General features: G+C 62.4%; 15 protein-coding genes. 9 read left to right on the top strand and 6 right to left on the bottom strand.

Annotated features, from left to right (window positions below; all coding sequences use genetic code 11):
• Nucleotides 1-9 precede the first annotated feature (9 nt).
• The 4 genes from NPS47_RS17890 to NPS47_RS17875 all read right to left on the bottom strand — a co-directional run bounded on the left by NPS47_RS17890 (nucleotide 10) and on the right by NPS47_RS17875 (nucleotide 2675).
• Complete coding sequence (locus tag NPS47_RS17890) at nucleotides 10-1251, bottom strand: DUF1835 domain-containing protein (RefSeq protein WP_274296146.1); 1242 nt, start codon at nucleotides 1249-1251, stop codon at nucleotides 10-12.
• 225 nt (nucleotides 1252-1476) lie between these two features.
• Entirely contained in the window at nucleotides 1477-1809 is a 333-nt protein-coding gene (locus NPS47_RS17885) for a YegP family protein (protein ID WP_274296145.1), read from the bottom strand.
• 64 nt (nucleotides 1810-1873) lie between these two features.
• Nucleotides 1874-2293 (bottom strand): GFA family protein, encoded by a 420-nt coding sequence (locus NPS47_RS17880; RefSeq protein WP_274296144.1) that lies wholly within the window; start codon nucleotides 2291-2293, stop codon nucleotides 1874-1876.
• 52 nt (nucleotides 2294-2345) lie between these two features.
• Nucleotides 2346-2675: a hypothetical protein gene (locus tag NPS47_RS17875; RefSeq protein WP_274296143.1), complete on the bottom strand. Its 330-nt coding sequence runs from the start codon at nucleotides 2673-2675 to the stop codon at nucleotides 2346-2348.
• A 181-nt stretch (nucleotides 2676-2856) separates the two neighbouring features.
• Here NPS47_RS17875 and NPS47_RS17870 point away from each other — a divergent pair, with 181 nt between their 5' ends.
• The 3 genes from NPS47_RS17870 (at nucleotide 2857) to NPS47_RS17860 (ending at nucleotide 6939) form a co-directional block, all read left to right on the top strand.
• Entirely contained in the window at nucleotides 2857-3375 is a 519-nt protein-coding gene (locus NPS47_RS17870) for a sigma-70 family RNA polymerase sigma factor (protein WP_274296142.1), read from the top strand.
• A gap of 5 nt (nucleotides 3376-3380) precedes the next feature.
• On the top strand, nucleotides 3381-4346 hold the full coding sequence (locus NPS47_RS17865; RefSeq protein ID WP_274296150.1) for a FecR family protein: 966 nt from the start codon (nucleotides 3381-3383) through the stop codon (nucleotides 4344-4346).
• A 79-nt stretch (nucleotides 4347-4425) separates the two neighbouring features.
• A complete protein-coding gene (locus tag NPS47_RS17860) occupies nucleotides 4426-6939 on the top strand; it encodes a TonB-dependent siderophore receptor (RefSeq protein ID WP_274296141.1) in 2514 nt (837 codons plus the stop codon).
• Between the two features lie 39 nt (nucleotides 6940-6978).
• Here NPS47_RS17860 and NPS47_RS17855 read toward each other — a convergent pair whose 3' ends face one another.
• Nucleotides 6979-7893 (bottom strand): LysR family transcriptional regulator, encoded by a 915-nt coding sequence (locus NPS47_RS17855; RefSeq protein WP_274296140.1) that lies wholly within the window; start codon nucleotides 7891-7893, stop codon nucleotides 6979-6981.
• 203 nt (nucleotides 7894-8096) lie between these two features.
• Here NPS47_RS17855 and NPS47_RS17850 point away from each other — a divergent pair, with 203 nt between their 5' ends.
• The 5 genes from NPS47_RS17850 (at nucleotide 8097) to NPS47_RS17830 (ending at nucleotide 13020) form a co-directional block, all read left to right on the top strand.
• On the top strand, nucleotides 8097-9434 hold the full coding sequence (locus NPS47_RS17850) for a nucleobase:cation symporter-2 family protein (RefSeq protein ID WP_274296139.1): 1338 nt from the start codon (nucleotides 8097-8099) through the stop codon (nucleotides 9432-9434).
• Between the two features lie 33 nt (nucleotides 9435-9467).
• Nucleotides 9468-9977, top strand: coding sequence for a nucleoside deaminase (locus tag NPS47_RS17845; RefSeq protein WP_157192956.1), 510 nt, complete (start codon nucleotides 9468-9470; stop codon nucleotides 9975-9977).
• Nucleotides 9974-10333 carry a hydroxyisourate hydrolase gene (locus tag NPS47_RS17840; protein ID WP_274296138.1) on the top strand — a complete coding sequence of 120 codons (360 nt, stop codon included), beginning with the start codon at nucleotides 9974-9976 and terminating at the stop codon, nucleotides 10331-10333. Before NPS47_RS17845 ends, NPS47_RS17840 begins: the two co-directional genes overlap by 4 nt.
• A gap of 138 nt (nucleotides 10334-10471) precedes the next feature.
• Complete coding sequence (locus NPS47_RS17835; RefSeq protein WP_274296137.1) at nucleotides 10472-11848, top strand: pyridoxal-phosphate dependent enzyme; 1377 nt, start codon at nucleotides 10472-10474, stop codon at nucleotides 11846-11848.
• Nucleotides 11845-13020 (top strand): cystathionine gamma-synthase, encoded by a 1176-nt coding sequence (locus tag NPS47_RS17830; protein ID WP_274296136.1) that lies wholly within the window; start codon nucleotides 11845-11847, stop codon nucleotides 13018-13020. Before NPS47_RS17835 ends, NPS47_RS17830 begins: the two co-directional genes overlap by 4 nt.
• A 102-nt stretch (nucleotides 13021-13122) precedes the next feature.
• Here NPS47_RS17830 and NPS47_RS17825 read toward each other — a convergent pair whose 3' ends face one another.
• Nucleotides 13123-13833 (bottom strand): methyltransferase family protein, encoded by a 711-nt coding sequence (locus tag NPS47_RS17825; RefSeq protein ID WP_274296135.1) that lies wholly within the window; start codon nucleotides 13831-13833, stop codon nucleotides 13123-13125.
• A 92-nt stretch (nucleotides 13834-13925) separates the two neighbouring features.
• On the opposite strand from NPS47_RS17825, the gene NPS47_RS17820 reads away from it, so the two are divergent.
• Nucleotides 13926-14435, top strand: a complete 510-nt coding sequence (locus tag NPS47_RS17820; protein ID WP_274296134.1) for a GNAT family N-acetyltransferase — start codon at nucleotides 13926-13928, stop codon at nucleotides 14433-14435.
• Nucleotides 14436-14531: the final 96 nt, after the last annotated feature.

The raw sequence follows: 14531 nt of genomic DNA, 5'->3' as shown, positions 1-14531 counted from the left end.
CCACCTCGTTTATGCTCGCCACACCGGCCAGAGATTCTGGTCCAGTGCCCAATGCCCTTGCCCGGCCAACAGGCGTACACCGCCGACCCAGCGCTCGGGCGCTTGCTGGTCCAGCCAGTAAGCCTCGCCCGCCAACACCCGCTCACCCAGGGCCGTCAGCTTCAGTGGTCGTCGCACCCATTCCAGCTCAGTCTGCGCTTCGCTGACCAGTGGCGTCGGCGAATCAATCAACGGCCGCAACAACGCGTGAAACATCGTGTCGCCCAGAAATGGCAGCGGTTCACGCTTGGCCATCAGTTCGGCAAACACCCGCCCGAAGGGTACTTCGCCAAACTCGCCAATAATCTGCAATGACAGGCGCTCGCTCAGCGACAGGCCATCACTCAGCCCCGGCAACTCCTGCAACTGTCGTAACAGGGCACGCGCCAGGAAGGGCAGGGCCAGGTCCTGGCGGTGTGCCAGTTGCGCCCAGGCTTCGGGTGACGGCGCGCAGTACGCCGCCCAGGCCTGTCGCGCCAGCTGTAACATCGGCTCGGTGACCGCCTGGCGTTGCGGCCACAGCCAGGCCAGTACATCCGGCGCCAGCTGGCCGATGCCGATAAAACGCTGCACGCCGGGCATGGCGTCGATCTGAATCACTTCCAGGCGCTGTGGCAAGCGCTCCAGACTCGACAGCAAGCGAATCAGAAACAGCTGATCGTAGGCGTCTGCTTCGCACCAGAGCACAGCGCGCGGACAATCGCCAATAGACGGCAGGTGACCGTACTCATCAAGCATCTTGCGCTGCACTTGCAGGCGGTCAAGGGCGTAGGCCTGGCTGATGTAGTCGATGCGCAGCGATTGGTACTGCTCGCTCGGCAGGTCGCGTACCGGGCCCATGCACAGCGGATCAGTGAACATGTGAAACGCGCCGGTAAAACCGGCCAGGTGCAAGCTGTGCTCGATGTCGTTGCCACAGCGCCAATGCTGGGTGCGCGCTTCATCGTCGGCGACGAACCGAGGGTGGCGTGCGGCAAAGTCGATGGCGTCGATATGCGCCTTGAGTTTGGGCCAGCTGGCAAACCCCAGATCGCGGGCAATCAGCCATTGGGCATCCGCCAGACGTGGTGTGAGGGGTGAGGCGTGAAGTTGCGCCAGTTGTTCCGGCGCCGTGCCCGAGCGCAGGCGCTGGAGCAGTTCTTTGGCGCGCTTGCGCTGTTGTTCAAGGTTGATGCGCCCATCATGAGACGGCGACGACAGTCGAGCAGACATACGAACTCCTTGTGCGAGCCTTGTCCGCTGTCAGGCCGGGAGTCGTAGTGAGAATTCCTGGAGTACTGTCCTGGGCGCAGCCCTTTCCGCGGACGGGTGGCGTGGATGACGCCGGCTGCGACTATAGGCCTGACTCTGGGCAAAAGGCAATTGTCGGCACGGCTCGTCATGCGAGGGCAACAGGCCCCCTGTGCACACGGTTGGCGTGCACAGGGGGCCTTGCGTTCAGGTATTGTCCTTGATGGTCTTGCTGCTGCCATTGGTTTTCACCGAAGCAATGCCGGCATCACGCGATTGCGCGGTGGCATACATCTGGCTGCTGCCAATGATCTGGTGGTTGGCGGCTTTGAGGTTGAAATGAAATTTGCCATTGCTGGCTTCTTTCTTTTCGTAGCGCTCATCCGTAGCGCTGTTGGCCTGGACCGAGGCAATGCCACTTTCGGCAGAGGCCTTGGCCTTGTACAGCTCACTGGTAAGAATCGTCTCGCCATTACCTGCCTTGAGAACAAAGCGGTACTGACCGTCACTGCTGGTGCTCAACTCAAACCATCCTGCCATGGGAACTCCTTATTACGCAGATAAGCCTGGGTGCGCTGCTTGCGTGCTCGCTTGCAGTGACAAGTCAGTATGGTGGGCTTTGTGCGCTTGTCCAATCGCAGGGCAAGTCCAGCCAGGACAGCCCGGACTGCACATGCACATGTTTCTGCCGGGCAGGTTCGAACGCTGTGTCCAGCGTCCCGAGGGCGACGCTGACCCAATCGGCAAATGGCCCTGTCGCATTGCGCCAGAACAGGTTCGCGCCACAGGTCGAGCAGAAGCTGCGACTGACACTTGGCGACGACCTGAATACGCGCAGCAGTTGATCGGGATCGCTGACCGTCAAGCTTGTCCCTGGCACGCTGCCATAACTTGCAAACGCCGCTCCATGCGCCTTGCGGCATTGGCTGCAGTGGCAATGGCTGACGGCCTTGATCGGCCCCTCGATGCGGTAAGTGACGGCGCTGCACAGGCAGCTGCCGTGATACGCCGATGTGCTATCCATGCGTTTAAGCGTCCAGGACCAAAAGGCTGAAGATCATACACGCGGCCATTCGCTAGCGCTGCGCGACCGCGTGCTGGACACACTGCTCGTAGTAAGTCTGCTTGATCGCTGCCGGCTTGAGCCGCGACTGGCTGTTGTAGGTCTGCTCGGTGATGCCCATGGCGGTCATGCGCATCCACGGCTTGGGGAATTTGCGCACCTGCAGTTTTTTCCGCGCCGAGTACAGGGTCACACCCGACAACTTTGATTGCTGTGCGCCAGCGGCGATATCCGATCCCCAACTGCACACATACCGATCATTCTTGCCCAGCGCCTTGGCCTGGGCACCGAGGGCGAAAGTGGCGAGAAACAACGCTGCAAGGGTCAATCCATAAGCCCGCATAGTGTCAACCTAAGCTGTTGAAAGGAAAGCAAGTTTGCCAACGAAGGAGGCGGCGGGGGGCCAGCAGTTTGCCTTATTTTTCGCTTATCTTTCAGGGTGCGTCGGCAGCAGAGGTTGCGCAGGGCAGGGGCGACTGGATACTATTCGGAACAATTCTCACTTACATGTGCCGGGTGTGTTCATGGCTGCCGTCGAGCCGACTTTCCAGCGTGCGATTCATGAACTGTACAGCGAGCACCACGGCTGGCTGTTCGGTTGGCTAAGGCGCAAACTGCGCTGCCCGCAGAACGCTGCCGACACGGCGCAGGACACCTTCCTGCGGATTCTCGGTTCGCGTGATTCGCTGGTCGGCATCCGCGAGCCACGGGCTTTCCTCAGCACCACGGCACGCCGGCTGATCATCGACAAAGCCCGCCGCCAACACATCGAAGACGCCTACTTGCGTGAGCTGGCGCTGACCGTCGAGGTGCTGGAGGGCCACCAGTCGCCAGAACAGATCCTCGCCACCCTCGAAGCCCTGGAGCAGATCGCCTTTGTCCTTGAAGGCCTCAACGACAAGGTGCGTCAGGCCTTCGTCGATTACTACCTGGATGAACAGACCCAGGTTCAGATTGCCAAGCGCCTTGAGGTGTCCGAACGCATGGTGCGCAAGTACCTGTTGCAGGCGCTGATGCACTGTAACCAGGCCCTCGACGTGTGAGCGCGATGAACGCCGAGGACAGCATCGAGGCTCAGGCTGCCGAGTGGGTGCTGCGCCTGAGCGAAGGCGAATTGAGCGCGCAGGAGCGTCAGGCGTTCGAGCGCTGGCGTACTTTCGACAGCCGCCATCAGGCCACTTTCGAGCGTATCAGCAGCGTGGTTGCGCAATTGCACAGCCTGCGTTCGCAGCGGGCGCCGGCGCGGGCTGCGTTGCAGGTGCCGGTCAAGCGTCGCCTCAAGGCCCGGCATCTGCTCGGCATTGGCGTGCTGCTGGCCAACCTTGGCGTGGTCCTGAGCCTGAGCGGCTACCGGGTCGACGATCTGTTCGCCGACCTGCACACCGCCCCAGGCCAATGGCAGACGCGCACCCTGCAAGACGGTACACGCATCACCCTGTACGGCAACACTGCCATCGACCAGCAGTTCGATGGCGGTCAGCGGCGTATTGAACTGCGCCGCGGCCAGGTGCTGGTGGATGTCGCGCACGACCCGTCGCGGCCCTTTGTGGTGGTTACCGCCGACGGCAGCTTCAAGGCACTGGGCACGCGCTTTGTGGTCAGCCGCGGGGAAGGGCAGAGCGAACTGAGCATGCTGCAGTCCACGGTCGCGGTGCAGAGCGCCGACCACAGCCAGTCGCTGGAAGTGCAACGCGAGGGGCGTGCCTGGGTGCGTCAGGATGCGCTGGGGCGCTTGCCGGACATCAATCCGGCCAGCCTTGAACAGGCCTGGCAGCAGCATCAACTGGTGGTCGACCAGGTGCCGCTGCCACAGGTGCTTGAGGCACTGGCTCGTCAGCGTCGCGGCCATCTGCAGTTTGACGCCAGCGCGCTGGCCGACCTCAACGTCTCCGCCGTCCTGCCCCTGGACGACACCGACCGCGCGCTGCAGTTGCTGGCCCAGGCCTTGCCGATTCGTTTGCAGCAGTACACACCGCTGTGGACACGGGTTGAACGGACAAAAACTGAAAAATAATCATTCCCAATGGTTCCGCATTGTCAGCGTGGCCCGTCAAGCAAGAGGCCAACATGATTAAAACAGGAGCCGTTTTCCCATGCGTCGATTTGCTGACTCGCAGGCCTTGAGCCCCATTGCGCTGTGCATCCACCTGGCGTGTGCCGGTGTTGCCGTGGCCTCACCGCAACTGGCCGTGGCCCAGACCCAGCAGCGCTACGATATCCCGGCCGGATCGCTGAGCAGCACCCTCAACCGCTTCGCCCAGCAGGCGGGTGTCGCCCTGGTGTTCCAGGCTGATGAACTGGCAGGGCGTAGTAGCCAGGGCCTGGTAGGCAACTACACGGTGGAGGATGGTTTTGCCAGGTTGCTCGACGGCAGCGGGTTTCGCATCAGCCACAGCGACAGTGGTTATGTGCTGCTGCCGGTTGCCGATGCGCAAACCGGTCAAGCCCTGGAGCTGGGTGTGACGACCGTTGCCGGTCAGGGCATGGGCGAGAGCACCGAGAACACCGGCAGCTACGCGCCGGGCCTGATCAGTGTCGGCTCGAAATCGCCGACCAGCCTGCGTGAAACGCCACAGTCGGTGGCGGTGATCACCCGCCAGCTGATCGAAGACCAGCAACTGACCGACATCAACGAAGCGATGAAGGTCACGCCCGGGGTGATTACCCAGAGCACCACCTTCCGTATCCAGGATTTCATCTCGCGCGGCTTCTCCATCCAGAACCTGCAGATCGATGGCGCCGCGCCTCAGGCGCTGGGCACGGCGATGGGGTCGTTCTACTCCTCGAACATTTTCGACCTCGCCGAGTTCGACCACGTTGAGGTGCTGCGCGGCTCCGGCGCGTTGTTCGGCGGCTCGGGCGACCCGGGTGGCATCATCAACCTGGTGCGCAAACGGCCAATGGCTTACAACCAGCTGAAGCTGAGCCTGAGCGCCGGCAGCTGGGACAACTACCGGCAGGAACTGGACATCACCGGGCCGATGGGCTGGGACGGGCGGCTGCGTGGGCGGCTGGTGGTGGCCAATACCGATCGCCAGTACTTCGTCGACAAGCGCAGCACGGAAAAGCCCTTGGTGTACGGGGTAATGGAAGCCGACGTGACTGACGACGACATGCTCACTTTCGGGGTGCGCTACAACAAGTCGCATGAAAACGGCACGCAAAGTTCGGTGCCGCGTTACAGCAACGGTGCCGACCTCGGCCTGCCGCGCCACACCGGCCTGACCCAGAACTGGGCGTTCGCCGACACCACGGCGCGCGAGTATTTTGCCAAGTACGACCATCGCTTCAATGACGACTGGAAGCTCAACCTGTCGTACACCAACATCTGGGATGTCTCCTGGTTCAAGACGGCCTCCACCCTCAACGCAGTAGACCCCAACACCCACACGGGTGTGGTCTGGTACGGCACCCAGAGCCGACAGGAAAACGAGCAGCACCTGTACGACGTCAACCTGGCCGGCAACTTCCAGGCTTTCGGACTGGATCATCAGCTGGTACTCGGGGCTGACTATCAGCGCATCGACAGCCGCTGGTTGGGCACCGCGCCGCATCCGGGGGCACGCGGCCCGGTGGATGTCTTCGACCCGGACGCCACGCCATGGGACGAACCGGCCAACCACACCGATTACAGCCGCGACTACAACCCCAACGCCCAGCGCCAGTACGGCCTGTATTCCAGCCTGCGGCTGCAGTTGGCCGAGCCGTTGCACCTGATCCTCGGCGCACGGGCCCAGCGCTATCACTTCAACCAGACCTACCAGACCCGCAGCGGTACCCAGTGGACACCGGTGTCCGACGTCGACCAACGCATCGGCACCAAAGTCACGCCCTTCGGTGGCATCGTCTATGACCTGAGTGAAGAGTGGTCGGCCTACGCCAGCTACTCGGAAATCTACAAGCCACAGTCCAACAAGCTTTCCGGACCACAGCCGGGCAGCCCGCTTGAACCGATGACTGGCAAGACCTACGAAACCGGTCTGAAAGGCGAATTGTTCGACGGCGCGTTGAACACCAACATCGCCCTGTACTACACCACCCGTGAAGACGAAGCGGTCAGGGACCCAGGCTATACCGACAGCAGCAACCTGTTTGCCGGCAGCTGCTGTTACCTGAGCAATGGCAAGGTGGTCAGCAAGGGGGTGGACATCGAGGCCTCGGGTGAGCTGATGCCGGACTGGACCTTGATCGGTGGCTACACCTTCAACCTCAACCGCAATCGCAGTGCCGACACGCCGCTGAGCACGGTCATGCCCAAGCACCTGTTCAAACTCTATACCACCTACCGCTTGCCGGGGGTGCTGCAGGACTTCAAGGTCGGCGGTGGCGTGCAGGTACAGAGTGCGACCTATGTGTCAGGCACCGCCACGCGCTTCAACGCTGATGCCAGCGTGGCGCAGAGCAACGTGCCGTTCGACTTCAGCCAGGGCGGTTATGCCACCTGGAGTGCGTTGGTGGACTACAAGCTCGACGAACACTGGGACCTCACCCTCAACGGCAACAACCTGTTCGACAAAAAGTACTACCAGACCGTCGGCACCTCGACCTATGGCAACTACTATGGCGACCCGCGCAACTTCATGCTGACCCTGCGCGGTACTTACTGATCAGGACAGCATCACAGGCGGGCAGGGCAGACATCACCTTCACAAGGTGGTGGTCTGCCCCTTGCGGTCCAGCTCGAACACCTTGTTGGCCTGCAAGTGCTCCTTGAGCCAGCGTTCGGCCTTGCCCAGGCGCCGTTGCCGGGACCACAGCAGGTCGACGCCCACCTGCCAGTCAGTGTACGGGTAGGCCGAAAGCTGCAGCTCCACCAGTTCGCCGCTGGCCAGTTCGCGCTTGATCAACTGGCGCGGCAGCGTGGCCCAGCCGAGGCCGGCACGGACCATTTCCAGCAATGCCAGGTAGCTTTCGGCCTGCCACACCTGGGTTGAGCGCAGGTATTCGCTGCTCGGCAGCTTGCTGGCATGGGCGCTGAACGCCAGGCGCCGATGCACATGCAGGTCATCGAAGTTCAGGTTGGCAATGTGCGCCAAGGGATGCTGCGGATGACACACATGCAGCATGATCAGCTTGCCCAACTGCTGGAACGCCAGTTCCTGCACATACCCCGGTTGTGAAAAGGCCACGCCCAGCACCGCTTCGCCTTTGGCCACCAGTTCACTGACGTCGCCATGCACCGGGTGACGAATCACCAGGTCGACATAGGGAAAGGTCTGCTCGAACGCTTTGAGCACGGGTAACAGCGGGCCGTAGGGCGTTTCGATGGCCAGGGTCAGGCTGGGTTCGATCACTTCACTCAGGCAATCGGCATGCGCCTCCAGGGTCAGGCAGCGCTCCAGTATGGCCTCGGCTTGTACCAGCATCTTCTGGCCGCTGGCGGTCAGCACCGGGTTGCGGCTGGAGCGGTCGAACAACTCCACCCCAAGGTCGGTTTCCAGGTTGGCAATGGCGGCGCTGATGGTCGATTGGGTTTTACCCAGCTTGCGCCCGGCTGCGGAAAACGAGCCGGTTTTCACCGCCTCGACGAACATCGACAGCTGATCCAGTGAGAAACGCAAGGTGACGGCTCCTTGGGCGGGGGAGGGTGCGGGCCAATCCTCGCCTGCCGACGCCCGCTACGCAAGGTTTCATCCATCGATCAAAACGATAGCTACTAACTTGTTCCATCGCTTGAGCCGGGTAACTATCAGCGCGGGTCAAGCATTCCTGTGCCGGCCAGCCTTAACAACAATAAAAGCTGCACCTTCAGGAGACACGCGACATGAGCATAAAACGGGTTCATCCGGTGGACGAAGTCCTGCCATTGCGCCAGTTGTTCACTTTCGGCCTGCAACATGTACTGGTGATGTATGCCGGCGCCGTAGCGGTTCCCTTGATTCTTGGCAGCGCCCTGGGTTTGACCTCGGCGCAGATCGTCATGCTGATCAATGCCAACCTGCTGACGTCCGGCATCGCCACCCTGATCCAGACCCTGGGTTTCTGGAAGTTCGGCGCGCGCTTGCCGATGATCCAGGGCTGCTCGTTCATCGCCCTGGCGCCGATGATCATGATCGGCAAGGAGTTCGGCCTCAGCCAGATCTTTGGTGCGGTGATCGCCGCGGGTGCGATCACCATCGCCCTGGCGCCGGTGTTCAGCCGTCTGCTGCGGTTTTTTCCGCCGGTCGTGATCGGCAGCCTGATCACCATCATCGGCATCTCGCTGATGCCGGCTGCGGCGATCTGGCTGGGTGGGGGCAACCCGGGCGCGGATGATTTCGGCAAGCCGGCCAACCTGCTGCTGGGCCTGGCCACGGTGGCGGTGACGCTGGTGATCTATGCGCGTTTCTCCGGCTTTATCGGCAACCTCAGTGTGCTCATCGGCCTGTTCGTCGGCAGTCTGATTGCCGCCGCCTTCGGCATGACCAACTTCAGCCGGGTGGGGGAAGCGGCCTGGTTCGAACTGAGCCCGCCGATGGCCTTTGGTATGCCTGAGTTTTCGCTGATGCCGATCCTGGTGATGACCCTGGCGATGCTGGTGATCATGGCCGAGACCACTGGCAATTGCCTGGCCATCGGCAAACTGACCGGTAAACCGACCACCCAGCAGACCCTCGGCAATGCCTTTCGTGCTGACGGTCTGTCGACCATGCTCGGCGGGCTGTTCAACAGTTTCCCCTACAACGCCTTCACCCAGAACACTGGCCTAATTGCGCTTTCCAACATCAAGAGCCGCTTCGTGGTGGCCGCAGCCGGCGCGATCATGGTGTTGATGGGCCTGTTTCCCAAGCTGGGCGCGTTGATTGCCGCAGTGCCGACGCCGGTGCTCGGTGGGTGCGCCATCGTCATGTTCGGCATGACCACGGTTGCCGGTATCCAGGAGCTTTCCCGGGTCCGATTTGAAGGCACACGCAACGGCATCATCGTCGCGGTGTCGGTCAGCGTCGGGGTGTTGCCGATGTCCTTCCCGGCGTTGTTCGAACACGCCAATGGCGCACTCAAGCTGGTGCTCGAAAGCGGCATCTTCCTCGGCGCGATCACGGCCATTGTCCTCAACGTCCTGCTCAACAACGAAAAACAGCCAACCGAGACGCTCGCCAGCGACGCCGGACTGGCTGACTGACGCATTCCCTTTATCACTGCCAAGGAGTTTCCCATGACCAGCTTTACCAACCTCACCCCCGCTGGCGTCAGCGCGCTGGACCTTGAACTGCTGCGCCGTACCATTGAGCTGTCCGAGCAGTCCCGGCAACGCGGCCGCCATCCCTTTGCCGCGCTGGTGGCGGACCGTAATGGTCAGGTGATTGCCCAGGCCGGCAACAACTCGATGCCACCTGAAGGTGATCCGACCCAGCATGCCGAACTGGTCGCCGCCGCCCAGGCAGCCAAGTGCCTGAGCCCGGAGGCGTTGGCCGATTGCACCTTGTACACCAGCGCCGAACCCTGCTGCATGTGCGCCGGCGCCGTGTACTGGACCGGTATCGGCCGGGTGGTGTATGCCTTGTCTGAACATGCGCTACTGGGGCTGACTGGCGATCATCCGGAAAACCCGACGTTCTCGCTGCCATGCCGCGAAGTGTTTGCCCGCGGGCAACGCCAGGTCAGTGTCCTCGGCCCGATGCTTGAAGCGGAGGCGGCTGAACCGCACAAGGGCTTCTGGTCATGAGTGCAGGCATTTCCATTCATATCGTCGATGTTGCCAGCGGCTGTGTGGCGCAAGGTCTGGAGGTGCGACTGGTGCGTCTGGAGGGTGGGTTGCGCGAGCTGATCTGCCACGGGCGCATCGCCAGCAACGGTTTGCTGGCAGAGCTGGACGGCCAGGCCGCACGCTGCAGCGCCGGAGTCTATGAAGTCAGCCTGCAGGTGGCCGATTTCTATCGTGCTCAAGGCACGGCCCTGCCAGTGCTGCCGTTTCTCGATGAACTGGTCTACCGCTTCGGTGTGGCCGACCCGGGCCAGCATTACCACTTGCCGTTCAAACTGACGGCCTGGGGCGTCTCTTGTTTTCGCGGCGGAGCCTGACAAGCGGAGCAAACTACCGGCTGGCCGTGAACGGTTGCGGTGAGCGTCAAGCGCGCCTATGGTCCAAACGAGGCGCCGCCCGGGTTGGACCATAGGCCGCTGTTCAACCCGCACCCACTGCCGCTGCGAGGTGAGCCTATGCCTAACGATTCCCGCCCAGCCGTACTCGAACTGATCGGCAACACGCCGCTGGTCCGCGTCAGCCGTTTCGATACCGGCCCCTGTACCTTGTTCCTCAAACTCGAATCGCAAAATCCCGGTGGCTCGATCAAGGACCGCATTGGTCTGGCGATGATCGATGCGGCCGAGCGCGATGGCCGCCTGCGTCCCGGTGGCACCATCGTTGAAGCCACTGCGGGCAATACCGGCCTGGGTCTGGCGCTGGTCGGCCGGGCCAAGGGCTATCGGGTGGTGCTGGTGGTGCCGGACAAGATGTCCACCGAGAAGGTCCTGCACCTCAAGGCGATGGGCGCCGAGGTGCATATCACCCGCTCCGATGTCGGCAAGGGGCATCCGGAGTATTACCAGGACGTGGCGGCGCGGCTGACCACGGAAATTCCTGAGGCGTTCTTCGCCGATCAGTTCAACAACCCGGCCAACCCGCTGGCCCACGAGTGCAGCACGGCACCGGAAATCTGGGCGCAGATGCACCATGACGTGGACGCCATCGTGGTCGGTGTCGGCTCGGCCGGCACCTTGACCGGCCTGACCCGCTTCTTTCGCCGGGTGCAACCGGACCTGGCGATGGTGCTGGCCGATCCGGTCGGCTCGGTGATGGCCGAGTACAGCCGCAGCGGTGCCCTGGGCACCCCCGGTTCCTGGGCGGTGGAAGGTATCGGCGAGGATTTCGTGCCCTCCATCGCGGATTTATCCAGCGTGCGCCAGGCCTATTCGATCAGCGATGAGGACAGCTTCGACCATGCCCGCCAGCTGCTGCGTGCTGAAGGCATTCTCGGCGGCTCCTCGACCGGTACCTTGCTGGCTGCGGCGTTGCGCTATTGCCGCGAACAGACCGAAGCGAAACGGGTGGTCAGCTTTGTCTGCGACACCGGCACCCGTTATCTGTCGAAGGTGTACAACGATCAGTGGATGACCGACCAGGGCCTGCTGCAGCTCAAGCACTATGGTGATTTGCGCGACCTCATCGCCCGGCGTTTCGAGGATGGCCGGGTGATCAGCGTCGGCCCTGGCGACACCTTGCTCACCGCCTTCCAGCGCATGCGCCTGGCCGATGTCTCGCAACTGCCGGTACTGGAAGACGGCCAGCGGCTGGTCGGGGTGATCGACGAGTCGGATATCCTCGTCGGCATGCACGCCGACCCCACGCACTTTCGCCTGCCGGTTGCCAGCGCCATGACCGACAAGCTGCAAACCCTGCCGCCGAGTGCCAGCCTGACTACACTGCAAGCGGAACTCGACCGTGGGTTGGTGGCGATCATCGCCGATGCCTCGGGCTTCTATGGCCTGATTACCCGTGTCGACATGCTCAACCACCTGCGCAGGTCCTTGCCATGAGCCAGCCCGACGAAACCACCGCGCCGCGCGCCTTCGCCACTCGCGTGATCCATGCCGGACAGACCCCGGACCCGTCCACCGGGGCCTTGATGCCGCCGATCTATGCCAACTCCACCTATGCCCAGCAAAGCCCCGGCGTGCACAAAGGCCTGGACTACGGGCGGTCGCACAACCCCACGCGCTGGGCCCTGGAGCGTTGCGTGGCGGACCTTGAAGGGGGCACCCAGGCCTTCGCGTTTGCCTCGGGGCTGGCGACCATCGCCAATGTCCTTGAACTGCTCGAAGCCGGCTCGCACATCGTTTCTGGCAATGACCTGTATGGCGGTACCTTTCGCCTGTTTGACAAGGTCCGTCGGCAAAGCGCCGGGCATCGCTTCAGCTTTGTCGATCTGACCGACCTTGAGGCTTTCGAAGCGGCACTGGAAGACGACACCAGCATGGTCTGGGTCGAGACCCCCAGCAATCCCTTGCTCAGGCTTACCGATCTGGTTGCCGTTGCTGACATCTGTCAGCAGCGCGGCATTCTCTGTGTCGCCGACAACACCTTTGCCAGCCCCTGGGTGCAGCGGCCGCTGGAGTTGGGGTTCGATATCGTCCTGCACTCGACCACCAAATACCTCAACGGCCATTCCGACGTGATTGGCGGGATCGCCGTGGTGGGCAACCCCGAGCTGGCTGAGCGCCTGGGCTTTTTGCAGAATGCGGTGGGGGCGATTGCCGGGCCGTTCGACGCTTTTCTCACCTTGCGCGGGGTGAAGACCCTGGCCTTGCGCATGGAGCGTCACTGCAGCAATGCCCTGGAGCTGGCGCACTGGCTGGAGCGCCAGCCGCAGGTGGCGCGGGTCTATTATCCCGGGCTGGTCTCGCACCCTCAGCACGGTCTGGCACGGCGGCAGATGCATGGTTTTGGCGGGATGATTTCCCTGGACCTCAACAGCGACCTGGCTGGCGCCCGGCGCTTTCTCGAAAGCGTGCGCATCTTTGCCCTGGCCGAAAGCCTGGGCGGGGTGGAAAGCCTGATCGAGCATCCGGCGATCATGACCCACGCCAGCATCCCCGCCGAAACCCGCGCGCAGCTGGGTATCGGTGATGCGTTGGTGCGCCTGTCTGTCGGGGTGGAAGACGTCGAAGACTTGCGCGCGGACCTGGCCCAGGCGCTGGCGCGTATCTGAATACCGCAGGGACTTCATCGCCGGCAAGGCCAGCTCCCACAGGGGCAGTTCACAGTGTGGGAGCTGGCCTTGCCGGCGATGGGGCGGTCCACGTTTGCTGTATCACCAGATACCGGGAACCAGTCTGTAGTGCACGCGCTGGGCATAGTCGACATAACCCTCCAGTTCGGCCTGCAACAACTGGTCTTCCCAAATTGTCCGCACAACCAGAAGTGCCGCTGCCACTGCGCCAGGCAGCAGCGCCCAGAATGAGCCCAGCGCCAACCCCATGCCGAAGAAAAGCCAGAGGGCTGCGCTATAGCCGGGATGACGGACGAAGCGATACGGGCCGCTGTCGATCACCCGCTGATGGCGCTCCGACTGGATGCGCACCCCGGGCTCGAAAAACGGATTGACCGCCTGCGCCCATCCGGTCACGGCGATGCCCAGCAGTACCGCAGCATAGCCCAGCAGCACCAGCCAGCCCGGTACCGAGGTGTGATGAAAGCGCCCGGCATCAAGGGCTGCCACAGGCAAGACGGCAGCCATTGCCGGCAGGATGACCGCCAGGAGTGCTTTGTCCCAGCGTTTGGTACCGGCCTGAAAGCGGCTGCGCGCACGAAAGATCACCGGATTGACCCGGGCGAGTACCAGCGCCGATACCGCAAAAGCCAGTATCAGCACACCAAGGAAGATCCAGCCGGGTCGCCAAGCGAGACTGCCGGCAGGCAGGAAGATCAATGCCAGCAAAGCCAATGGCAGGCCAATCGCGTAGGCGACGACCGTGGGCCGCGACATCGGCGCCGGGTCGCGCGCGGGTTCGCTGTAGGTCATGGGCGGGTCTCCTGCTGCTGGTATTGGTCAGCGCTTTTGTCAACAATAGCGCCCGCGAAAAACGCGCTACCTGTTTATTGACCGAGATCCCCATGCCTTCGATCCCTTTCACTGTCGAACTGCTGCAAACCGGCCCTGAGCAGGCTGAGCTGATCCGCAACTTGTATCAGTTCTATGCCTATGAGTCTTCGGACTGGGAGCAAGAGGACGTGGAAGTGGACGGCCGCTTCTACATCCACGAAGAGCACCTGATCCGCTACTGGCAGGAGCCGCAGTGGAGCGCCAACCTGATCCTGGTCGATGGCTTCATCGCCGGTTTCCTGTTGATTGAGCGTAGCGAGTTCGCGGCACTCAATGCCCTGGAACTGGCCGACCTGTTCATCCTCAAGCGTTACCGGCGCAAAGGCATCGGCCGCGCCATCGCCAGCCAGGTGCTGATGAGCGGGGAGAGTGACTGGCTGGTGCGTTTCTATGATCAGGACGAAACCGCCCAGGCCTTCTGGCGGACGGTGCTGGACAACCTGCCGCGGCCGGTACGCACGATTGAACTGGATGACGAGCCTGAGCTGCTGAGTTACCTGGTCACGCGTGCGGTGCACTAGGGCTTAACCCACGATAAGACCGTCCGTCGCAGCGCCATCCGGCGCTGTTGACGTCAACGCGTGCTTGCTTGAATATTAATCCATCGCATGCGACTA

Origin of the sequence: Pseudomonas putida, from assembly GCF_028682475.1 — a bacterium.
Lineage (GTDB): Bacteria > Pseudomonadota > Gammaproteobacteria > Pseudomonadales > Pseudomonadaceae > Aquipseudomonas > Aquipseudomonas putida_AG.
Note: the sequence above shows the minus strand (reverse complement) of the source record. Positions and strands in the feature narration are given on the sequence as shown.

Coding starts and splice junctions, on each gene's coding strand:
- NPS47_RS17890 (WP_274296146.1), bottom strand. CDS start 1,251: ATGTCTGCTCGACTGTCGTCGCCGTCTCATGATGGGCGCATCAACCTT.
- NPS47_RS17885 (WP_274296145.1), bottom strand. CDS start 1,809: ATGGCAGGATGGTTTGAGTTGAGCACCAGCAGTGACGGTCAGTACCGC.
- NPS47_RS17880 (WP_274296144.1), bottom strand. CDS start 2,293: ATGGATAGCACATCGGCGTATCACGGCAGCTGCCTGTGCAGCGCCGTC.
- NPS47_RS17875 (WP_274296143.1), bottom strand. CDS start 2,675: ATGCGGGCTTATGGATTGACCCTTGCAGCGTTGTTTCTCGCCACTTTC.
- NPS47_RS17870 (WP_274296142.1), top strand. CDS start 2,857: ATGGCTGCCGTCGAGCCGACTTTCCAGCGTGCGATTCATGAACTGTAC.
- NPS47_RS17865 (WP_274296150.1), top strand. CDS start 3,381: ATGAACGCCGAGGACAGCATCGAGGCTCAGGCTGCCGAGTGGGTGCTG.
- NPS47_RS17860 (WP_274296141.1), top strand. CDS start 4,426: ATGCGTCGATTTGCTGACTCGCAGGCCTTGAGCCCCATTGCGCTGTGC.
- NPS47_RS17850 (WP_274296139.1), top strand. CDS start 8,097: ATGAGCATAAAACGGGTTCATCCGGTGGACGAAGTCCTGCCATTGCGC.
- NPS47_RS17845 (WP_157192956.1), top strand. CDS start 9,468: ATGACCAGCTTTACCAACCTCACCCCCGCTGGCGTCAGCGCGCTGGAC.
- NPS47_RS17840 (WP_274296138.1), top strand. CDS start 9,974: ATGAGTGCAGGCATTTCCATTCATATCGTCGATGTTGCCAGCGGCTGT.
- NPS47_RS17835 (WP_274296137.1), top strand. CDS start 10,472: ATGCCTAACGATTCCCGCCCAGCCGTACTCGAACTGATCGGCAACACG.
- NPS47_RS17830 (WP_274296136.1), top strand. CDS start 11,845: ATGAGCCAGCCCGACGAAACCACCGCGCCGCGCGCCTTCGCCACTCGC.
- NPS47_RS17825 (WP_274296135.1), bottom strand. CDS start 13,833: ATGACCTACAGCGAACCCGCGCGCGACCCGGCGCCGATGTCGCGGCCC.
- NPS47_RS17820 (WP_274296134.1), top strand. CDS start 13,926: ATGCCTTCGATCCCTTTCACTGTCGAACTGCTGCAAACCGGCCCTGAG.